This is a genomic window from Sphingomonas sp. LHG3406-1 (assembly GCF_029637485.1).
Lineage (GTDB): Bacteria > Pseudomonadota > Alphaproteobacteria > Sphingomonadales > Sphingomonadaceae > Sphingomicrobium.
The window spans coordinates 2,169,894-2,190,601 of sequence record NZ_CP069128.1 but is presented as its reverse complement, the minus strand read 5'-3'; the positions used below and the strand labels follow the sequence as shown (position 1 = coordinate 2,190,601).

Sequence of the window (20,708 nt, the reverse complement as noted above, 5' to 3'; positions counted from 1 at the left end):
GTGGCTAGACTTCCCCTACCTCTGTGGAGGAAGATAGTGTTGCCCTTGAGCAACACAAGGGCTCAACGCCCGCCGCTGGTCTCCGGCAGCGGTGCCAACGGGTCTCCAGCCGGCCGGACGACGGCGCCGGTAGCCGGCGCGGTCGCCTGCACCGCGGCGGTCACGCCCGTTGCAAGCGTCGCGCCCGACGGACTGCCACCCGTCGTCTTTGCCAGGGTCACGACCGGCTCGGCCTTCGGACAGGCGAGGTGGCCGTGATCGGTCCGGCCCCAGGTCCGATATTTCCAGCTGTCCACGTGAAAGCGCATCTTGGCATAGAAGCCGAGGCCCGCATTGTAGCGCGGGCCTTCGGCCTGGTGCTCGGCGCACAGCCGGCGGATCATCGATCCCCGGTCGAGCGGCTGCAGCGGCACGAAGTCGATCGCGCTCATGCTGCGATGGACGCTTTCCGGTGCCCCGCCCGCGCAGCGGTTGAGGCCGGCGTTGCGGAAGACACTGACCGGCTCGACCGGACCGACCTTGGGCACGACATGGTCGCGCACGTAGCGCAGCGTATTGACGATGTTCGCCCATTCCTCCGCGGGCGGCACTTCGAACGGATCGGCCCCGCAGCGGCGCCAGTCGCTGGCGGTGCGGAGCAACTGCCAGGTCGGCGCGACATAGGCGACGCCGCTCGCCTGCAGATAGCGGTGGAACTCGGCAACCGCCCCGGCCCGCCACGGCGCCTGCGTCACCCAGACGCGATAGCCGGGCTCGTCCTGACCCGCCTCGACATAGTCGGCGGCGGGATTCCAGACGGCGTTGTACGGGGCTGGCCGGAGCGGCGCGACGGGGGCCGGATAGGCGGGAGGCACGGCATATTGCGCGGCCGAGGGGGCCGCCAGCGTCAGGCCGGCAAGGATCGCCGCAAGGATCCGCATTTCCCCTTCATAACGCATTGCGGGTTGAAAAGACACCGGACGGGCCACAACTCGCCTCCATGAGCACGCAGCCAATCCATGTCGACCTGCCGCACAAGCTCGGCCGGACCGAGGCCCGCCGCCGCATCGCGGACAATATCCACAAGCTCACCAGCTTCTTTCCGGGCGGAGCGGCGGTCACGCACGAATGGCAGGGCGACCGCCTCGACCTCGTCATCGCGGCCATGGGGCAGTCGGCCGAAGCGCGGCTCGAAGTGGAAGATGCGCTGGTCCGAGTCCACGTCGCCCTGCCCGGCCTTCTCGCCATGATGGCCAGGCCGATCGAGGCCGCGCTGCGGTCGAAGGGAAGCGAACTGCTGCTCGAGGACCGCTCGAAGAAATAGGCTGTTTCCCCGCTCCTGCCGGGGTTCGGTGCCGCCGCGCCGCCGCGCTTGCCTTGCCTAGTAGGACATCGGGGTTCATCCTCCGCTGATGGTCCGCCACGCTGTTCACGCCCGCCGATCCCGGACCTTCGGGGCCCGCCCGGCCCGCGAAGTGGACAAACTGAAATCCAAGGCAGAATTTCTTTTCTTCCGGCGCAGATCCTGAGGAGCCGAGCCCATGAAACATGTCGCCATCGTCGGCTCCGGCCCTGCCGGCTTCTACACCGCCGAGGCTTTGCTCAAGGGCGGCGGCGTCGCCATCGACATCCTCGACCGGCTGCCGGTCCCCTATGGCCTGATCCGCTTCGGGGTCGCGCCCGACCACCAGTCGATCAAGGCCGTCGCCCGCCGCTACGAAAAGGTCGCGCTCACCCCCGGGGTCCGCTTCCTCGGCAACGTCCACCTCGGCGCCGACGTGTCGATCGAGGAGCTGCTCCATTATTATGACGCGGTGGTGCTCGCCACCGGCGCTCCGCTCGACCGCCGGCTCGGCATTCCCGGCGACGACCTGCCCGGCGTGATCGGCTCGGCCGCGTTCGTCGGCTGGTACAACGGCCATCCGGATTTCGCCGACCTCGACCCACCGCTGTCTGCCGAACATGCCGTCATCGTCGGCAACGGCAATGTCGCGCTCGACTGCGCGCGAATCCTCGCCAAGACCCCGGCCGAGTTCGCCGGCTCCGACATCGTCGCCCATGCCTTCGAGGCGCTTGGCGGCAGCCGGGTGCGCTCCATCACCATCCTTGGCCGCCGCGGCCCGCACCAGATCGCCATGACCCCGAAGGAGCTGGGCGAACTCGGCCATCTTCAGGCTGCCGCGCCCTCGGTCGATCCCGCCGATTTCCCGCCCCAGGGCACGGACGCCGCGCTCGATCCCGGCCAGCGCAAGAGCGTCGAGCTGCTCCGGGCCTTTGCCGCCACGCCGCCCGACGGAAGCAAGCCGAAGACCATCTCCTTCGACTTCTTCGCCAAGCCGGTCGCCATCGAAGGCGACGGCCGCGCCAGCCAGGTCATCGTCGAGCGCACCGCGCTTGGTCCCGACGGGCAGGCGCGCGGGACCGGCGAGACCTACGCCCTGCCCGCCTCGCTCGTCATCTCCTGCATCGGCTATTCCTCGCCGCCCATCCCCGGCATCCCCTATGACGAGGCGCTCGGCCGGTATCCCAATCGCACCGGCCTCATCGCCGAGCGCCTCTACGCCGTCGGTTGGGCACGGCGCGGGCCGACCGGCACCATCGGCACCAACCGTCCCGACGGCTTCGAGGTCGCCGAGGCCATCGCCGCCGCGGTGCCGGCAGGCTCCACCCGCGACGGTGCCGCCGGTCTCGACCGCCTGCTCGCCTCGCGCGGTTGCGAGCCGGTGTTGTTCGCCGACTGGCAGAAGATCGAGGCCGCCGAAATCGCGGCTGCCCGCGCCGGTTTCGCGCGCGAGAAACTGGTCCGCCTCCCCGACCTCCTCGAGGCCGGACGGCGCGACCAGGAATAAGCGGCCTATATCACTTGCGCTCTTGTGAACCGCCGCCTAAAGACCGCCCCGCCTTGGCTCCCGCTGCAAAGCGGGTTCCGGTCGGGGAGTAGCTCAGCCTGGTAGAGCACTGTCTTCGGGAGGCAGGGGCCGGAGGTTCGAATCCTCTCTCCCCGACCACCACTTATTCGCGAGAGCAATATCGCTGCGCGACCGCGCAGAAGGACAGGGGTCGGAGGCTCACATTGAACCTTGTGCCGTCGTTGCGCACAGCCAGCGCGCTGACCACCGGACGCCATCTGGCACGGTCCATTAGTGCTTTTTTGAATGTGTCCTGTGACCCGCGACGACCAGCCGCGACGCTAAGTGTTTGTTATCTCTGCTAAATATACACCATGCCCGGGTCCGATCTGCACTTCTTGGATAACTCTAGGGTGCTCATAGCCTTTGGTCGGAACAGCAAGCGTGCAGAAAATGACATCCGGTCCGTCCGAGTGGCGACCGAGCCCGGCCGACGTCTGAATTCCGAAGTTGGCCACACTAACCGTTGAAGGGGCTACGGTCGTTCCCATCGTTGGCGGACTATCTCGTATTCCCGCCGAAGTGAGAGCCAATGTCGAAGCCTGATTTGAAGCCTGATGATGATTGCGCGTGCGGCAGCGGCCGACGCTACGGCGACTGCCATGGCCCCATTTTTGCGGCACCCCGCGGCAAAGCAGTCGAGGTCGCGCAGGAGATCTACGCCCGGGAGTGGGGGGTGAATGCCGACCACTATGTCACGGAGGGGCTTTACGCCGCCCTAGCGGCTGAGCTGGTCGAGGCTGGCGACGTTGTCCGCGTGCTCGACATTGGCTGCGGCCTAGGCCAAGGCTTGGAAGCGCTCTCAGCTGCTATCCCGCAACGAGACCGACTGATCGCCGGCATCGACGAAAACCCCCACTGTCTAGCGGATGCCGCAACGCGGCTCGAACTGGCGCCAGAGGCGGTCGCTAGCGCGCGCCTCCAGTGGAAACTTGGCATGAAGCGCTACGATACTGTTCCAGCCCCTGCAGCGATTGTGGTTCAGGGCGATCGAGTGCTGATCAATGCGGATGTGCTGGTGAAGGACGTGGCTTTCCAGCTGTGGCTTCGTGACAACGGGCCATTCGACGCCGTAACTTTGTGGTTCACCGGCGGACACAAAGCGCGTTCGATGACCAAGGTCGCTCAACGCATTAGTGCTCGAGGTGATGAGGACTTCCGTTGGGCGATCGAGGACGAGGCGATGAAAATCGCCCTGCGGCACCTCCGTCCTGGAGGGCTCATCCAGATCGTGGTGCGCGGCGCTGGCGACATCGACGGCCACCGCCGTGAAGTCGAGGCAGACCGGCGCCGCGCGATCGCGGGAAGTCCGATCGAGTTGGTCGCCGTAAGAGCGTACCCCTATGTCGAGCCCGTCTCGCCTGGCGCCATCGTGATGCGCGGCTCCGGGGGCACCCACATCCCCGGGCAGCAGATGGCGATTTCTACTCTTTTGCGCGCGCGCGAACTGTCGACGGAGGCAGCTACCGGTGGATTGTTCGCCGTGGTCAATCGCACTCCCTTCAACATCGCACCGGAACGCGCGCAGGTACTTGCAGGGGAGGTATTCGGAACGGGCGAGTGGACCATCACCCCGCTGGGTTCCAAGGCGGAGTTCTGGGCCAGGGTCGATCAGAAGTCCGTCTATGTGACCTGGGCGGGGCTCGCGAGCTTATGGTGTGTGGCTTATGTGGCCTACTCCGTCATGCAGATGGGCTCGCTGTCATCGCGGGCTCCAGAAGCCAAAAGCGTTACGGGCGTCGATTTCGCCAACCAGTGGCACGACCTAAATCTGCAGGGCTACGTCGACTATGCCAAACGGCTCGTTAGAGAAGACCGGAGTTGGCCGCCCGGCCTTGGCGTACCGGACGCGCAGGCCTCTCCGACTTCCCACGAGGGGAAGATTAACAACCTGTTCTTCGGTGCTCTGAGTTGGATTCTGCTGCACGAGATTGGCCACGTGCATCACGGACATGATCCCTTTCTTCCCGCCGACCAGATGGTCCGACAGGAAATTCAGGCGGACGATTTCGCCACCAGCTGGGTGCTGGATGACGCTGGCTCCGGCTTGGACCGCGAATTCCGCGCGCTGATGGTAATCACCGCCCTGGCTTGGCTGTTTCTCTTCGAATCCGTGGGCGGCCAAGGGCCGACGCACCCGCCCGTGATCCAGCGCTTCCGGGCGGCGACGGCGAAGTTCGACCTCGGCGAGCGCAGCCCGGCGCTGGAGAACGGCTCTTATCTCCTAAAGGCGCTTTTCGACCCCGCGGGCTCCCCACCGTCCAAACGTCCGACTCCGCGCCAGGCATTCGACTGGATGGCCCAGCGGCTCGAAATATTATTCCCAGTTCGGTGACGATGACCAGCTGGACCGACTTCGGCTGGTACCCGGAACCGCTCGACGGTGTCATCGGACCTATCACGCTCGCGACTCTCCCGGGCCTCAACGAGGCTGTCTCGGCGGTCCGCGATGGCCCTGGTGTGGACGGCGACTGGGTCTATGCGCCGCTTGCCCGCACCCACGTCATGGGTGAGGGCGTGATTGAGCGCGCCTACCCCAGCCGGATCTTCGGGCTGCCGATGACACACCGGCTGTGCCACGCAGGTGCGGACGGATCTGAACATTTGGAGTTCCTCGTGTGGGGGCTGAGCTTCTTCGTTGGCATGCGGCTGACCACAACGGAGGCGGGGTTCTTGGACGCTGCGGCAACCAAGCCGCGCAAGCTGGTCGACTTTGTGCTCACCCCTCGGGAAACGATCAGGGCCATTGGCCTGGCTGAGGGCTTCTGGCAGGCCAACAAGAGTTCACCATTCCGGGCTCGCCTCTGGGTGGCGGCCTTGCATGCACTGTACATCGCTCAGGCGCCCCAGGCTCTGCAGTTCGAGCAGTTTCTCTATCTATACGGTGCGCTCGACGCCTGTTTTGCTCTGGCGAGGGACTATCATCCACTGCCTAAGGGCGGCGTGAAGCACCACAGTCGCGTGCGGTGGCTATGCGAGCTGTTTCAGATCCCGGTCCCTAGCTGGGCCGACGACACGGCGGGCGCCTCGCCCGTATCTGTAATTCGCAACGCAACCGTTCACGAAAGCCTTTTCATGGATGCTCCGCTCGGCTTCGCCGTGCACGGTGTCGGCACCAATCAGAACCTGCCGCTGGAGATGCAGGCGGTGGTCTGCCGGCTGCTGGTCGCACTGCTCGGCGACCCCAGCGCCGACTACGTCCGCTCTCCCGTGGATACCCGACAAATGCACGGCTGGTCGCCGCCGTGAGCGGCAGATAGCAGGTATGCAAGGTAGCCTTGTTAGTCGGCCAGTGCGGCGGCCTCATTGCGTGCAGCCCTAAGGTTCGAAGACACACTTCGGAGATAGGTCGGTGAGAACCGCGCGTAGTGTTTCTGCGTGGTTCGGTCATCGTCGTGCCCCATGAACTGGGCCAGCTCAGTCATGGGCGTTCCGCGCTCAGCCGCCCATACGGCGCCAGTATGCCGCAGCGTGTACGGAGTGACATGAATCCCACTCCGCTTTGATGCCGCCTGGAACGCCTTCTTGATACTGTCGATCTTCTTGCCGCCGCGCTCGATCACGTAGTCGCTTTGGGCACCTTCGAAGGCCGTCCTCAGCACGGCGATCGTCTCTTCTTCCAGCGCCACAATCGGCCGGCGCTTCTTCGTCTGGCGCCGCCCGGGAGGATTGAGATTGAGCATTCCTCGCTCCCAGTCGACCTGGCGCCAAGTAAGCTCGAGGATTGCACTCGGCCGTGCCATCGTGGCGATCGCGATCTCCACAAATAGACGAGCGTGCTCCGCCTTCACTTCGGCGAACCATCGCCCGAACTCGCGAGGGGAAAGATGCTTCTCACGGCGCTCAGGTGCCGCTGGGCGCCAGACCTCTGGAGCCTTGTCGATCAGGTCCTGCTTTGCAGCCCACCGGAGTGCGACAGCGAGCATCGAGAGTTCATACCGAGTGGTTGAGTCTGATCGGTCGCGACGGCGGACATACTCCTGCGCCATCTCATGATCGATCATCGCGGGTTCCACTTTGGCCCAGTACGGTTGCATCGCTTTCCAGGCGTCACGCTGACGCGCGGTTGACGCAATCTCCGCGGCCTCGCGCGCATCGATGTAGGCCTCAACTATCCCACCGACCGTGCTGGCTGCGCCAGTATTACGCTTCCACCAGCCGCGCGCCTCCGCTTGCGCGGTGGTGCGATCGGTAGCCTCAAGGGTGAATCTGCGACGTTTACCTGCTTCGTCACGCCAGACGATGGCGTATCCTCCACGCAGTCGTTGCACACTGAATTCTGGCATTCGAAGCGCCTAACTTCCTCAATGGGTATGCGGATCAGTGATCCCAGCCGGAAACAGCCGAGTTCACCGTTGGCGATGGCCTTCCGGATCACACCTTCGGAGCAGGCCCACTCCTCGGCGAGCGACGCCACCGTGTACGCGCGCGGCATGGGGTTCTCAGCGAACACTGCGTCGGCAAGAAGATATGTGTCGCCGCGCGTCCTTGTTCGATTTCATTCGAGGGCTTTGATGGCGGCCTTCAGCGGGGCGTCGGCAACTCTTGCTTTCTGGGGGTGGAGACATGATCATTGGGCCTGACTGGGAGCGTGTGGTTACATTTAGTGTTCCCGAAACCATCGCGCAAGAGGGGCCAAGTTGGCAGCTGCACCTGCACCGCTTTTTCTATTCCTCCGGCCCGCTTTTCAGGAGGCGCTGAGGCGCCGCGCAAAAGAGCTCGGGGTAACGGAAGCCGATGCGGCTGCTCGCCTTGTCGAGCAGGGGCTTGAGCCATTCCTCGGCTCTGGTTCCGAGGCGGAGCAAGCCAGAGCTGAACGACAGTTGCTGGACGTTGCCGGAGCAATTGCGAAGGAGGAGGTAGAGCGGTCTGGGAGCGTTCCCGAGGATCTCACTTTCACTGTGTTCGAGCGCATACGGATCGAGCATCGTGCCCTCTACGACTCTGCTACTAGAGGAAACCGTGAAAGTGCGATCAATCGCCGGATCGCGAGGCACATTAAGACTGCTGTAGGAGCGGAAGTGAAACCGAGGGACGGTGGGGGTCCTTGGTCGGTCAAGGTGTCACGCGGCTCGGACGCGCTGATCCGCGAATATACGAAGCTCAAGAAGGCGTTATCGCCCAAGTGACCGCGCACTAAGGCTGCAGTTCCTTTTTTGAAAATTCTTTGTTGGTCGCTGTGGGGCTGCGGGGATGGGCGCTATATACCCCCGACCCCCGACCCCCTTACCTTACCCCCCTTACCCCCTTACCCCCTCCCCCCCTTCCCCCTCCACCTCTACCTCTACCTCTACCTCTACCTCTACCTCTACCTCCTCTTACCTTCCCCCAATCCTTCCTTCCTTCACAACGACCAATCCACCTTCATTCAGTCCATAGATTGAGTTGATCGACGATCAGGTCACCAACGCTCGCCGCGACCCCGGCCACGCCTGACGCCAGCATTCATCACCAACGCTCGCCGCGACCCCGGCCACGCCTGACGCCAGCATTCATCACCAACGCTCGCCGCGACCCCGGCCACGCCTGACGCCAGCATTCATCACCAACGCTCGCCGCGACCCCGGCCACGCCTGACGCCAGCATTCATCACCAACGCTCGCCGCGACCGGGCCCGCAAGATCTGCCGGGCTTAACTGAATCGTTGCGCGTCATAGGCATTGGAGAATCGTTCATGGCGCCCGAGGCCAATAGCCCGCTTCGTCAGCTTCCCATCATTCCGCAGAGCGTGCTCCGTAAGCACCGGGCGTACGAAAGGTTCGACAACCGCTTTCGGGCCTGCGCCCGCCTCCTCCAAGCCCTCTGGCGGGAAAGCCAGCAGCTACCTATCGGCACCTACACTGCGCCAGACGGCAGTCAGCGCCGGATCGGCTCCTTGCTCGCAGGGACCGCTGCCGACGCCGGCCGTAACTTCCTCAGCCCCGAGATCGCCCATCTGGTCCGGCGGGAAGTTGCCTATCAGGAGAGAGGCGCGCTCATCGATCAGCGGCGCCTCTACGGCAATCTCTTGAGCTCGCAACCCTTGTGCTTCAACGCCCTGGCGCCGCTTCGTCTTAATCCGACCTTGGCGGCAAAGGTCATTCGCAGCCTTATTCCGGCGATCGATCTCGCTCGCGTTCTTCATGTCTGGTTCGAGCACTCGCCCGGGCGCGACCGTGACGATCTTACCGGTGATCGCAGCGCCTTCGACGCGGCGTTCGTTTACGAGCGCTCCGACGGCGAGAAGGGCCTCATCGCAGTCGAGATGAAGTACAGCGAAGGCCCCGGCCAAGCCTCATCGGAGCTTAGCGAGCGCTACGACGAGTTGGCCGTCGCGTCAGACCTCTACAAGAACCCGATGAGCGCGGTGCTCCGAACCGGCTCGTGTGAGCAGCTCTTCCGCGAACATCTCCTGACCCATGCCGCGCGCTATCGCGGCGACTACGCCGAGGCGCGCTTCGTTCTCATTGCTCCGCGCCAGAACCATCTGCTCCAGCAAGGTGCTCAGCTATACGCATCGCACCTTGTTGAGCCCGGGCCCGAGACGGTGCAATTCCTCAATGTTGAGCTCGAGCAGCTAGTCGAGGCAATTGGGTGGGCCGGAGAGCTCGACTTCGCCTACGCGTTGCACGACCGGTATCTCAATTTCTGGAAGATCGACGCGCTTGTTGAAGAGGCGCTGCGCGCGAAGGCAAGGAGTTGGCACGTCACGGCGCCGCAGCTGCCGGCTCCCGTGTCGCTGATTTCCAACGCCGCATAATCGGACCGTCGGCGATGCGCAGCACTGACCTCTTCGAGCGGATTACGTGGCAAATAGCCGACGCCATTGAGGCCGGGGCAGGGGACTTTCGAATGCCATGGGCGCGATGGGGCGAGGCGCTTGCTTCCCCGATCAACGCGGTAAGCGGCAAGCCTTATCGCGGCATCAATGTGCTGATGCTCTGGGCTGCCGCTGAGGCGAGCGGCTATTCCTCAGGGCGCTGGGCGACACATCGGCAGTGGGCCTCAAGGGGAGCCCAGGTTCGGAAAGGCGAGAAATCGACCCCGGTCCTGTATTGGCAGTCGAACCCGGCCCGGCCCGCTGAGGAAGAGCTGGAAGCACGAGGACCGCGGTTCCTGGCGAAGGTCTATAACGCATTCAGTGCCGATCAGGTGGACGGGTACACCGCACCCTCGGACGTGGCCATTGATCCTCAGGATCGTGTCGCGAACGCCGAGGACTTCTTCGAGCGAATAAACGCCGATGTTCGTCACGGCGGCGACCGAGCCTGTTACGTTCCTGCGCACGATCAGATCTGTTTGCCGAAGTTCCAGCAGTTCCGCGACGCGCACAGCTACTACGCGACCTTGGCCCACGAGACGGTTCACTGGAGCGGTGCCAAGCATCGGCTGGATCGGAATCTGAGCGGCCGGTTCGGCACCGATGACTATGCGATGGAAGAATTGGTGGCAGAACTCGGCTCGGCCTTCATCGCCGCTCACCTCGGCCTTTCGGTTGAGCCTCGGCCGGATCATGCGGCTTACGTGAGCTCTTGGCTCCGGGTCTTGCGCAGCGATCCGCGGGCAATCCTGACGGCAGCGGCCAAGGCGCAGGAAGCCATCGACTACATCGTCCGCTGCACCGAACTCGACGTAAGCTTCGGCCCGGCAACCAAGGAAGAAGAGCTTGAGCAAGCTGCCGCCTAAATCAACGTCGCGGTCGGTGCGAGCCTTTCTCCGATCAGACGTTGGCCGCGTCAGGCAGGTCAACGAGGATCGCTGCGCCGTGTCCGGCTCAGACGGCAGCCCCACAAATTGGAGTGGCGAACTTGCTGCAGATGCCGGCTGGGCGCTTCTCGCTGACGGCATGGGCGGACACGTCGCAGGCGAGATCGCGGCCGCCTTGGCGATCGAAGTGTTGCGGCCATTGATGCCGTATATTCGGACGGTGAAAGACGTGCAGCGAGCCGTCAACTTGGCCGACGAAGCAATATTCATGGCTATGAGAATGCGTCCGGAGCTTCATGGCATGGGGACCACGATCGCTGGCGCGGTCACAGGGCAGGGCGTGACCCTTACCTTTAACGCCGGTGACAGTCGCGTTTACGCTATTGATAGGGGGGTCCTTCGGCAAACGAGCACTGATGACAAAACGAGGAGCGGAGCGCTCATGCAGTGTCTCGGCGGCTACGCTGAACCTGTCCCTATTCACGTGCACACACAGTGGATCGATTTAGAACAGGATATTCTGCTTTGTTCGGACGGCGTCACGGACCTGCTGTCGGACGTCAGGATCGCCGAAGTGCTGGCGGAGCCGCCGGGCGATCCGGCGGAAGCCATCGTGAGCGCCGCCCTCGCGGCAGGTGGGCACGACAATACCTCTGTGATCTTCTTGAAGCGGCGGAATACGGATGTGACCCGAGGCTTCCTACGCTACTCGTAGGACATTGATTAAAAACGACATTTTATGGCGGTGCCAGTCACGTTCTGTGGTTTGTCAGAAGCCACAGGTTGAAGTCGCTTTCAGGCCGGCTCCGCCGCGAGGCGCTGAGGATAACTCAACGAACTCGCTGTCGCTCTTGAGCCAAGCCGCAAGTTCGCGCGCGACTTCGCCAGCGCCTCTTTCCCTGATTGCGCATTCCCAGACCACGCCCGTCCTCCATCCCGCTTCTTTCAAGCGGACGGTGGCGCTTCGATCGCGCTTTAAGTTGGCGTTGAACTTGGCCTGCCAGAATTCAGGCCTCGAAGAAGGGATTGTGGAAAACCGACACCCCTCGTGCCTGTGCCAGAAGCATCCATGAACCTGCACGGCCGCCCTGTAACGAGGCAACACGATATCCGGGCTTCCCGGCAGTTTGCGATCGTGGATGCGGAACCGGAAGCCGAGCCTGTGAAGAGCACTCCTGAGAGCAACCTCCGGCTTTGTGTTCTTTGCACGGATTCCCGCCATCATCCTTGAGCGTGTCGCCTTGTCGACAACGTCGACCATTTCTTCTCCTGGAACCCTGCGAACTTCCTGGTAAGCGTACGGACAGGAGGCAGATTCGTTCAATGGCAAAGCCGATCCACGTCGTAGACCTGTTCGCTGGTCCAGGAGGTCTCGCGGAGGGATTCGCCTCAGTGGCAACCGGCGGCGCGCGCGCATTCAGAATCGCCCTGTCGGTAGAGAAAGAACCAAGCGCCTTCAGGACGCTGAAGCTTCGAAGCTTCTATCGCCAGTTCGAGAGTTCAGCTCCCCAGAGCTACTACGACTACCTCGCAGGCCGGATCTCGCATGCCGCACTCATCCGCAAGCATCCACGCGAGTGGTTTCGCGCCTGTGAGGAGACCCACCAGCTGGAGCTTGGCGCGGCAGGAACGGACGAAATTCTCGATCCGCTGCTCGACAGGGTTGCCGTCGAGGCCAATGGCGCCTGCGTCCTCGTCGGCGGCCCACCCTGTCAGGCATACTCACTCGTTGGCCGCGCCCGGAACAAGGGTATCGTCGGGTATGTGGCCGGAGAGGATCATCGGCATTTCCTGTATCGAGAGTATATCCGCATCCTGAAGCGGCTGAAGCCCGCCGTCTTCGTGATGGAGAATGTGAAGGGCATCCTCTCGTCACGGGTCAATGGCGATGCGATTTTTGATCGGGTGCTCGAGGATCTTCGCGGCGCTGGTGGCACATCGGACAGCTATCGGATCGTTCAGCTGGCTCCCTATGACAGCCCGTCAGGCTATGTGATCAGGAGCGAGCTGCACGGCGTCCCGCAGGCTCGTCACCGAGTCATCCTGCTCGGTATCCGGTCCGATCTTCCGATCGGGAACATGGATTTCCGATTGAGCTCGTCTCCGCCGGTCAACGTTCGCGATGTCATCGGCAATCTCGCTGCTCTCCGGAGTGGACTGAGCCGCGGGCCTGACGATCCGGAGCGGTGGGCAGAAACAGCCGCCGCCGGGTGCCGCCTTGCCGCTCGGGCATGCTCAAGAATGGGCGATCGGAGCAGGAAAGCCGCCGCTCGTCTAATCGAGGCCGCCTCTGCAATCGAGCAGCGGGGCGCAGATCTTGAGCGCTCCTCCACAACACCGGCTCGGCCGCGCAACCAGAACCTTGCAGGCTGGCTGTGCGACAAGCGGCTCGAAGCGCTGCCCAATCATTATGCTCGCGGTCACATGCCGGATGATCTCGCCCGCTACGCCTTCGTCGCTGCGTTCGCTGAACTATGGGGAAGATCGCCAAAGGCCGACGAGTTTCCCAACGAGCTTGCACCTGCACATGCGAACTGGACCTCGGGCAAATTCGTCGATCGCTTCCGGGCCCAGCGGTGGAACGCTCCCTCAAGCACGATCACCAGCCACATTTCCAAGGACGGGCATTACTTCATCCATCCTGATCCGGTGCAATGCCGCAGCCTGACCGTTCGAGAAGCGGCGCGTCTACAGACATTCCCAGACAATTATTTCTTCGAGGGCAACCGAACGGCGCAATATGTTCAGGTCGGGAATGCCGTTCCGCCGCTGCTCGCCTTCCAGATTGCAAAGATCGTCGCCGAGATACTGAAGGTATCGGAAGTGCGGGCCGCCGCCTGATCAGGTCGGGCCCGAGTCTCAGCCTCAGTAAAACTGCTCGAGTTTATCGGCGACCTGCACGGCAATTACGCATTGCTTCTCGGATGGAATGTGCGTCGGCACCCTCGCGCACGCTTGAAGGATACCCACCTCCTTTGGCGTCAGCTTCTTAATCGACTGGCCAAACGCGAGTAGCTGTGACCAGTACTCGCCCCCCTGGCGGACGACTTCTGACTGGGCCTCGACTCCGCTCGTGATCGCCTGATCCTTGCGCTCATCGCGCCGTACGGATTTCGCTGCTTCGGGATCAATAAGTTCATCATCGAGGTCAGCCTCATAAGGAGCCGTTCGCTTTTCGAGGACAGCCCAGCAGCCCTGCTTCTTGGCCCACTCGCTGATATTACGAACGCCTGCCGGCGGAGAGGTGATCACTTGGTTTGCCGCTTCAGCTGCCACGAGGCAGGCCTTCTCGAGAGCTGCAGGTAGCCTCTGAAGCCGCCAGACCTGATCAAGGTCGATGACCTTTCCCTTAGCCTCGGCATCGTGGACCAGCTTGGCGAAGGCATATGTCACGATGTTCGCCCGGTAGCCGCCCTGATACCACGGCTGAGCGGGCACGAGCTTCTCGATAGCCCTGAAGATGATCGCTTTCGCGATCAGTCGGCGGAACCAGATCTCGTCGAACTCGCCTTCCTTCTTTGACCAGTCGGCGCCGATCGCCTTCGCGAGCTCCGCGAAGTTTTTCTGAGCTCCGAGGCTCACGACGTGGGGGAGGCATCGATAGGAGTTCTCGAACTTCGCAAGATCCGTCTTCGTGAGGAACTGCGTGCGCGGGTATTCGGCATCGAACTTCTTGCGCTCGCCGGGTGAGCGCCGCGCGCGCTCATCCGCGAACTGCCCGCGTGCCCGCTCGTAGAACCACTTCGTTTCGCGGTACTGACCATCGCCGGCGGGTGCCAGCAAACGACGGGAGAACTCCTCCATGCGAACATGGAACGGGTGATTGGCGAAGAAGTCTGCGGCGTTCACCTTGTTCTGGCTGTTGGCGTACTCGGAAATACGCGGGACTACTTCTTCGGCGCGCTCCGGTGGCACGACCGTCAGCTTCATCTGGACGAACACTTGCTTGAGCTGTTCGGGGGCAAGTTTTCGTGCTGCGTGGATCGACGCCGTAGTCTGGCCGCCGTTCACGATCTGGAAGTTCTCGGCCGAAAGGAGAAGCAACGCACCGTCTGGGCTCTGGGCAACTTCGACGCTTTCGGCCGTCGCACTCAGACCATTGTTGTAGGAAAAGAACATCGAGGGATCGTCCCGGATCGTATCCCTGATGCCCCGGTTCACCTTGTTGCGTGCTTGAAGGAAGCTGCGGACATTGGCCTCAAGCAGTCGGGCTTCCCACTTGTCGTAGATGGCGGCGAGCTGCACGCCGGGAACAACGGCGATATAGCTGTCGAGCGGTGATCCGTCGAACGAGGCCTTCAGCGCTGGTATGGGCTCCCCAAAATCCTCTGCGAAGTCGACAATGAGGTCTTCGCGCGTCTGGCCGGACGAGATGAACCTCTCGATGCGCGACAAATCCCAGACATTGGACGTAACAGGGATCCCGCCGGTCGTACCGATCGGATCAGCATCCTTTTTCGCTTTGTTGAGGCGGTTGGTGACCAGGATCAGCTTTATCTTGCTGATCTTCTTCCAGACACGGACAAGGAGGTCCGACAGCACGAACGCGTTGCTCGTCTCCTCCAAGCTCTCGCGGAACTCTCTCGACTTAGCCGCCCTGGTGAATCCAACGAGGCGCATGAGCAATCGGTTGATTTCCGCACCCGTGATCGGCTGCGGCTCCTCCGAGAGCGCAAAGTCACAGATGATCAGGCTGAACACGCCTTCGTCGTCGGTCGCATCCCAGCTGTAGCCGTCGACCTGGATCGGCTTCCGCTCGAACTTGCCTTCGTAATAGCAGAGGTCGAGCGAGTTCAGTTCCCCCGCTTCATCGAGGATGTCGCCGGCCTTCTCGAGAAACGCTTCAGCCGTAATTACTCCCATCGCGTCTGCATCACCCTGAACGTCGGCAAGCAGCTCCCGATGGAAACTCGTGATCTCATTCATGGCAGCCCTCCGCCGCTGATCAGCCCGTCAAGATCGCCTTCCTGCATCCGGTATGACGAGCAGGCTCCTAGCGAGATCGAATAGCGTACTCCGCCCACCCCGACCGTGAGCGGCGGCACGATCCGCGGGAACTCGCCCTCGACCCGATGATCCAGCGTTTCTCCGACCTTCCACCGTCGGTCGGAATAGTCATCCGCGACATCATATCCTGACGCCTGAATCGCTTCTTCCCAGAGCACGAGCGAGTCCGTATCGGCTGCGATAAAGATCTCCTCGATCCGTCGAACATGATCAGCGAGTGTGAGGCCCTCGGGCTTGATCACAGCATCAACGGGACTGACGCAGAGGAACAGGCTAGTGCCCGCCACATCGGCGAGCTGATCCTCGGACGATATCTGCACGTAAGGCTTTGCCGCCCCCCGGCGAGCCTTCACCTCGACAAGCAAGCTGTCGAGCTCGAAATCCTTCGAAGCACCAAACGGGCCTCGCCACGCTTCGATCGCCGCTCGTGGTCCGATGAGCGACACGAGCCTCTCGAGGAAGTGTAGTTCCCCGATCAGGCCCCTCTGCTCCTCGAGAGACAGTATGTCCGACCGACCACCTCTGAGCAGATGATGCCATCGCAACAGGCGCCTGACCGCGCGTGTGACTGCGTCCTGAGTGGTTGCTGCAGTTTCGGCTGCGCCGACGACGTCGCGGCAAAGACTCACGAAGAGCTCTCGCTGGTCCGGATCCTTCAGGAGGATGACGATTGCTCGTCCCCCGACAACATCGCGGATAGCGATTTCCAGGTTGCGGAGTTTCGGGAGCGAAGCCGGCTCTTCGATCCCCGCAGGAAGCCGCAGCAGCAGTCCAGGTTCACTGCTGCTAGACGTGATCCAGAAGAAGTCGTGCTTCCCCTCTCCGGATACGCGTCGCGCATCGATCGAGCCCGCGGAGAGCCCCTGCCAGGGGTCATTCATCTTCACTGAACTGGCCTTCATCGCTGTCTTCGTCGCCGAAGAGTTCCCGCAGCTTGGTGGTATTCAAAATATATTCGACCGTCTGATCCGCCCGGTTCGATTTCGGGAAGCTGATTCCCCACCCGACTACCGGCTCAGACGGTAGGCGCGTCTGCTGCTCTTCGCTTAGTCCATCAGGCTTGATCGCAATGTTGAACAGGATGAACAGCGGCCGCGTGCGCGCCTCCCGGTAGATGCGATCGGGGTAGTTGATGTCGTCATCCTCACCCAGGTTCTGATCGGATCGATACTGCGCTTCCGCAGCCTGGGCGCGTTCGCGTTCCACGCCGGCCTTTTCCATTCCACGCGAGGCGACGCGCGCACGCTTGCCGCTGACTGCCAGAATGCCTCTCTCAAATGCTTCGGCGCCTACGGAGCGTGTAATCGGCGCCAGAGACCAGCCACCAATGTCGATCTGTTCGGACGTGGGTGCAGAGTTCCGGGCCGAAACAAGGACATCCCACTTCGCGAGCTCATCATCGCGGCGATCGCCGATGTACTGCCTGATGGGCCTAGTGTCGGTGAGAACCGATTCCCGCTCATTCTCAAAGTCGCGCAGGAAGTCATCGATCAGATCAACCGGGACGTCGGAGAGGAGCAGCCCTCCGGACACCTTTGTTGAGGCGGACTCGCCGTGACCCTGCGCGCTGAGCGCAGCGAGTAGCCGATCTCGCGCATCTCGATTGGCCGAAAGTGCACGGCTCGACGCACCAAGTTTCGTTGTTTCGACGAAATTGTTCGAAAGCCCGACAAGCACGTGCTTCTCGCCGGAGCCCATCTTGTTGCGCGCTGTCACCATAAGCGCGCTGGGATGGCTGCGAACTGCCAGTCCGAACTGCTCAGGGGTAGCGTTGGCCTGCTCCATCCGCTTGAGTTCCTGCTGCAGCTCTTCGGTGGCGTCACTGATGTGAGCGTACCAGGACGCTGCATCAGGCAGCATCCAGATGCGACAAAGGTCTTCGTAACCCGGCCGGTAACCGAACCAGCGACCCATCTGCATGAGAGTGTCGTACATGAGGGAGTTGCGCAGGAAATAGGAGACCGTGAGCCCTTCCAGCGTCAGCCCGCGCGAAAGGGAGAAGCCGCCAACCGCGATGACGGTCAGACCGTTCTCGGAACGCACGTCATAGTCGAGACTGGCAGGCGACTGGCTGTTGACCGCTACCACAGTTGCCGATGCCGCCACCGACAGCAGACCTCGGAGAATGTCGGACCAGTCATGCCCCGAGTCTGCGTATTCATCTAGGAAACGCTCGCGCAGGGCGACAATTTCGGGATTGCGAGCGGCGGCTTCAACATCGCCGCCATCGACACGCAGCGCGTCCTCAATGACCCGCAGCTGCTCGTGGAGCCGGTTACGCAGTTGCATCTGGATGCCGGTGAACCGAGAAGCGTTGACCAGCATCGACGCATGCTGCGCCTGCTGGCCCCTCAGATTGCGGATGGCTCGCGCCACGAGGAAGGTACGCAGCGCATCGACGAGGCTAGACGGAGGCTCGCTGACGTCGTGACTGATCTTGTGCTGCACCGGCAGCACGTCGCCATTGTCGTCAATGTATCTAAGATAGGTTGGGCGTTCGCCTTCCTCATCCGGAACGCCGTCGACGAACACCTTGCGTGCACCAAAGTAGTTCGACGGCGCATCAAGGCCGATAATGAAGTGCCGCGGGAACAGGTCCTCGCTGTAGACCTCATCGACCGAGTCCGGATCAATAAAGATGTTCGCAAACGGGGTGGCGGTGTACCCCACATAGCAGCTGCGACGGAACACGCCGAGAAGGTCCCTGATCTGACCGTTAATCCGGGAGACCTCCTCCTTGCCATAGGCGATGTTGATTGACGCGTTGTCCGCCTCATCATCGATAAGCAGCATCGGCTGGTCCACCATCTCCGACCGGCGGCCAGCACTGTGTTCGCGAAGCCAGTCGATGAGGTTCGCCAGCGTGCGCGAGTTCTTTTTGATAACGAGCACCACCGGCACCGCATAAGACGCGATCTGACTCGTGTTGGTTGTCGCGGTTGACTTGTTGAAGTCCTTGAGCGTCGTAGTCAGGCTGACGGGAGCGCGGCGGTCGTCGAATGTACCGACGCCGATTGTTCGCGGCCTGTCGCGGGTCTCGCGCTGTTCCAGCCGTCCTGTGTCCCGCCCGACAAAGCCCTCATCAATGCGGGCCTGTGTCTGGTTGCGGAGATTGTTGTGGATGCCTGCGATGACGACGATCAGACGGTACCCGGCGTCAGCAGCCTTGCAGACCAAACCAGTATAATTGGCCGTCTTGCCGCTCTGCACATGGCCGACGACCATGCCCTTGCGATCCCATTCACCCTCATCGTGCGGATTGCCCATCCGGTCGAGGATCCGGTCGGTAACCGTGTCGATGCCGGTGATTACGTCTGCAGGAAGCCTCTTCGACTGCAGCAGCTTTCGATATCGGTTCCAGTAATATGGATCGATCTTACCACTGGCCTTTGCATCGTTGAGCCATGGCTTGAAGTCGCGCTGGCCGACCACCGCACCGATGCCCATGCTGATGCCGATGCGCTCCTCGAGCTCACGTGCGAGCTTCTCTGCCTGCTCGTCGGTGACTGCAGCAAACGGGCCTGCAGCTCTCATTGCGTCGATGGTGCTGCGGATGCTGTCGGCGGTCGGCGCCGCATCCGAACTGACCATTACCGAGACCACCGCATCGAGCTGGTCCACCACGTCACTCATCGTCGAAGCTCCTGAGGATGTCGTCGATGATCATTTCCGCACGAGACCAGCTCGAGCGGAATGGATCGATCTGCTGAAGTATGTCCGGGATCCGGTCAGGATCAGTTCCCTGATCGATGAGCCGAGGGATCATGGCCTGTGCGAGCTGGGTAATCGCGGGATCTTCAGCCTCGTCGGCCTTCACCTCTTCCGCCTGGCCTGCGAAGTCTGCATGAAGTGATGCCACTGGTATCGTCGACCCTAGCAGCCCGATCAGGTTCGCGAATTCGTCCTGAAGTTCGGACGGTAGGCGTGCTGAAAAATCAGCGAATACTGGATGTGCCGTGTCCGGTCGGTAGATGATCGCGCCATCCTTCTGGATGCGCTGCCAAACTGGGAGGTACTCCTCGTCGACGAGCCTTTGACCCCGTTTCTGATAAGTTCTGCGGGACGTCAGCGACAGGCGCTCCACGAGAACCCGCATCCGCTCTCTCACAGCGGGGGGGAGCTGGGCCGAAGCCTTTTTGACGTCGATCTTCCAGTCGGCATCCATCGTGTTCGGGATGTCGACCCTGATGCGGCACAGCTTTGTCAGTTCAGTCTGCCGCGCAAGACCAAGCCAGCTGCCGGCGATAATCAGTCTCCGACCGCGATAAACGTAGAATCCCTGCGATCGGAGGTGACCTTCGGGTCCACCGAGGTCCTCCCACTCGGCACGATTGATGGACTTGTGGTGTGGCAGCGTGAAGCTCTGGAACACGACATCGCCATGCTGGAGATTAAGGCGGTCCGGGCGTTCGCTCTGGTGTGACGGAAAGGTGGTGCCGAATGGGTCCAGTGGCTCAAGGTGCCGGCCGTTCAGCCGCACAGCAAGCGGAGGCCGGTCCTCGCTCATGAAGCGGTGGAATACGAGCCGGATGTGTCGCTCCGCAGCGGCCATGGCACGGTTGATGTGCTGGGCTCGCCTCGCGTGGTCGCCGGTAATCCCGCCCGAAAGTCGATCAAGCGAACGCCACAGCACCAGGGTCCCCTGGTCGCCTATTCGATCAGCCCAGGGGATCTCGCTTACATCATGGTGAAGCTGAATCTCCCACCGGTTGGTTTGCGCAACGAGGTCCAGATCCCACGTCGCGCCAACAGTCACTCCTTCCTTTCGGGTGACCACCGTAAGTCGTTTTGCCTGGGAGAAGCTCGCACTCTTGAGACCGAGACCAAAACGGCCGAGATCATGGCTGGCCCGGTCCGCGAGAGGGCTGCTACTCCCGGGTCGCATTGCCTCGATGAGTTCGGCCTTGGTCATCCCGGAACCGTCGTCCAGCACGCCAACAGCGGGCTCGTCGGCCGTGGCGTTCGAAAGAACGTCTATGTTCCTCGCGCCCGCCGTGATCGAATTGTCTATGATATCGGCTAGAGCCGTTTCGCAGGAGTAGCCGATATCCCGCAGACTCTGGATGAGTGAGCCTGCGTTTGGTGTAGCATCCGCGAATTCCTCGCCCGTCACGTCCTTTCTCGGGA

General features: G+C 62.2%; 16 protein-coding genes and 1 tRNA gene. 10 read left to right on the top strand and 7 right to left on the bottom strand.

The genetic code is table 11. From position 1 onward, the window contains the following. Positions 1-62: 62 nt before the first annotated feature. Positions 63-920, bottom strand: a complete 858-nt coding sequence (locus JOY29_RS10700) for a D-Ala-D-Ala carboxypeptidase family metallohydrolase (protein ID WP_300973518.1) — start codon at positions 918-920, stop codon at positions 63-65. Between the two features lie 59 nt (positions 921-979). Between JOY29_RS10700 and JOY29_RS10695 the strand changes: the two genes are divergently transcribed. The 5 genes from JOY29_RS10695 (at position 980) to JOY29_RS10675 (ending at position 6,137) form a co-directional block, all read left to right on the top strand. Then, positions 980-1,303 carry a polyhydroxyalkanoic acid system family protein gene (locus tag JOY29_RS10695; RefSeq protein ID WP_300973517.1) on the top strand — a complete coding sequence of 108 codons (324 nt, stop codon included), beginning with the start codon at positions 980-982 and terminating at the stop codon, positions 1,301-1,303. A 217-nt stretch (positions 1,304-1,520) separates the two neighbouring features. Next, positions 1,521-2,828, top strand: a complete 1,308-nt coding sequence (locus tag JOY29_RS10690; protein WP_300973516.1) for an FAD-dependent oxidoreductase — start codon at positions 1,521-1,523, stop codon at positions 2,826-2,828. Between the two features lie 82 nt (positions 2,829-2,910). Next, positions 2,911-2,987, top strand: a tRNA-Pro gene (locus JOY29_RS10685). 433 nt (positions 2,988-3,420) lie between these two features. Beyond that, positions 3,421-5,223, top strand: coding sequence for a phage exclusion protein Lit family protein (locus JOY29_RS10680; protein WP_300973515.1), 1,803 nt, complete (start codon positions 3,421-3,423; stop codon positions 5,221-5,223). Between the two features lie 2 nt (positions 5,224-5,225). Continuing rightward, a complete protein-coding gene (locus tag JOY29_RS10675; protein WP_300973514.1) occupies positions 5,226-6,137 on the top strand; it encodes a hypothetical protein in 912 nt (303 codons plus the stop codon). A gap of 32 nt (positions 6,138-6,169) precedes the next feature. Here JOY29_RS10675 and JOY29_RS10670 read toward each other — a convergent pair whose 3' ends face one another. Next, the gene (locus JOY29_RS10670) at positions 6,170-7,174 is read right to left on the bottom strand and encodes a site-specific integrase (RefSeq protein WP_300973513.1); all 1,005 of its coding nucleotides are present in this window, start codon (positions 7,172-7,174) and stop codon (positions 6,170-6,172) included. 354 nt (positions 7,175-7,528) lie between these two features. On the opposite strand from JOY29_RS10670, the gene JOY29_RS10665 reads away from it, so the two are divergent. The 4 genes from JOY29_RS10665 (at position 7,529) to JOY29_RS10650 (ending at position 11,289) form a co-directional block, all read left to right on the top strand. After that, the gene (locus tag JOY29_RS10665) at positions 7,529-8,017 is read left to right on the top strand and encodes a hypothetical protein (protein WP_300973512.1); all 489 of its coding nucleotides are present in this window, start codon (positions 7,529-7,531) and stop codon (positions 8,015-8,017) included. A 545-nt stretch (positions 8,018-8,562) separates the two neighbouring features. Next, positions 8,563-9,627, top strand: a complete 1,065-nt coding sequence (locus JOY29_RS10660; protein ID WP_300973511.1) for a hypothetical protein — start codon at positions 8,563-8,565, stop codon at positions 9,625-9,627. A 14-nt stretch (positions 9,628-9,641) separates the two neighbouring features. After that, complete coding sequence (locus JOY29_RS10655; RefSeq protein WP_300973510.1) at positions 9,642-10,553, top strand: zincin-like metallopeptidase domain-containing protein; 912 nt, start codon at positions 9,642-9,644, stop codon at positions 10,551-10,553. After that, entirely contained in the window at positions 10,534-11,289 is a 756-nt protein-coding gene (locus tag JOY29_RS10650) for a hypothetical protein (RefSeq protein ID WP_300973509.1), read from the top strand. The genes JOY29_RS10655 and JOY29_RS10650 overlap by 20 nt, the downstream gene beginning before the upstream one ends. 54 nt (positions 11,290-11,343) lie before the next feature. Here JOY29_RS10650 and JOY29_RS10645 read toward each other — a convergent pair whose 3' ends face one another. Continuing rightward, on the bottom strand, positions 11,344-11,835 hold the full coding sequence (locus JOY29_RS10645) for a very short patch repair endonuclease (RefSeq protein ID WP_300973508.1): 492 nt from the start codon (positions 11,833-11,835) through the stop codon (positions 11,344-11,346). A 62-nt stretch (positions 11,836-11,897) separates the two neighbouring features. Here JOY29_RS10645 and JOY29_RS10640 point away from each other — a divergent pair, with 62 nt between their 5' ends. Continuing rightward, the gene (locus JOY29_RS10640) at positions 11,898-13,415 is read left to right on the top strand and encodes a DNA cytosine methyltransferase (RefSeq protein WP_300973507.1); all 1,518 of its coding nucleotides are present in this window, start codon (positions 11,898-11,900) and stop codon (positions 13,413-13,415) included. 24 nt (positions 13,416-13,439) lie between these two features. Here the strand turns inward: JOY29_RS10640 and JOY29_RS10635 are convergent, their stop codons facing one another. Genes JOY29_RS10635 through JOY29_RS10620 form a run of 4 tightly spaced genes read right to left on the bottom strand, consistent with a single transcriptional unit; the run spans position 13,440 to position 20,694 of the window. Beyond that, entirely contained in the window at positions 13,440-15,500 is a 2,061-nt protein-coding gene (locus JOY29_RS10635; RefSeq protein ID WP_300973506.1) for an AIPR family protein, read from the bottom strand. Beyond that, positions 15,497-16,483 (bottom strand): PD-(D/E)XK motif protein, encoded by a 987-nt coding sequence (locus JOY29_RS10630; protein ID WP_300973505.1) that lies wholly within the window; start codon positions 16,481-16,483, stop codon positions 15,497-15,499. Before JOY29_RS10630 ends, JOY29_RS10635 begins: the two co-directional genes overlap by 4 nt. Beyond that, positions 16,455-19,214, bottom strand: a complete 2,760-nt coding sequence (locus tag JOY29_RS10625) for a Z1 domain-containing protein (protein ID WP_300973504.1) — start codon at positions 19,212-19,214, stop codon at positions 16,455-16,457. The genes JOY29_RS10630 and JOY29_RS10625 overlap by 29 nt, the downstream gene beginning before the upstream one ends. Then, positions 19,207-20,694: an ATP-binding protein gene (locus JOY29_RS10620; protein ID WP_300973503.1), complete on the bottom strand. Its 1,488-nt coding sequence runs from the start codon at positions 20,692-20,694 to the stop codon at positions 19,207-19,209. Before JOY29_RS10620 ends, JOY29_RS10625 begins: the two co-directional genes overlap by 8 nt. Positions 20,695-20,708 lie beyond the last annotated feature (14 nt).

Coding starts and splice junctions, on each gene's coding strand:
- JOY29_RS10635 (WP_300973506.1), bottom strand. CDS start 15,500: ATGAATGAGATCACGAGTTTCCATCGGGAGCTGCTTGCCGACGTTCAG.
- JOY29_RS10700 (WP_300973518.1), bottom strand. CDS start 920: ATGCGGATCCTTGCGGCGATCCTTGCCGGCCTGACGCTGGCGGCCCCC.
- JOY29_RS10640 (WP_300973507.1), top strand. CDS start 11,898: ATGGCAAAGCCGATCCACGTCGTAGACCTGTTCGCTGGTCCAGGAGGT.
- JOY29_RS10645 (WP_300973508.1), bottom strand. CDS start 11,835: ATGGTCGACGTTGTCGACAAGGCGACACGCTCAAGGATGATGGCGGGA.
- JOY29_RS10670 (WP_300973513.1), bottom strand. CDS start 7,174: ATGCCAGAATTCAGTGTGCAACGACTGCGTGGAGGATACGCCATCGTC.
- JOY29_RS10625 (WP_300973504.1), bottom strand. CDS start 19,214: ATGAGTGACGTGGTGGACCAGCTCGATGCGGTGGTCTCGGTAATGGTC.
- JOY29_RS10690 (WP_300973516.1), top strand. CDS start 1,521: ATGAAACATGTCGCCATCGTCGGCTCCGGCCCTGCCGGCTTCTACACC.
- JOY29_RS10680 (WP_300973515.1), top strand. CDS start 3,421: ATGTCGAAGCCTGATTTGAAGCCTGATGATGATTGCGCGTGCGGCAGC.
- JOY29_RS10660 (WP_300973511.1), top strand. CDS start 8,563: ATGGCGCCCGAGGCCAATAGCCCGCTTCGTCAGCTTCCCATCATTCCG.
- JOY29_RS10695 (WP_300973517.1), top strand. CDS start 980: ATGAGCACGCAGCCAATCCATGTCGACCTGCCGCACAAGCTCGGCCGG.
- JOY29_RS10675 (WP_300973514.1), top strand. CDS start 5,226: ATGACCAGCTGGACCGACTTCGGCTGGTACCCGGAACCGCTCGACGGT.
- JOY29_RS10655 (WP_300973510.1), top strand. CDS start 9,642: ATGCGCAGCACTGACCTCTTCGAGCGGATTACGTGGCAAATAGCCGAC.
- JOY29_RS10630 (WP_300973505.1), bottom strand. CDS start 16,483: ATGAAGGCCAGTTCAGTGAAGATGAATGACCCCTGGCAGGGGCTCTCC.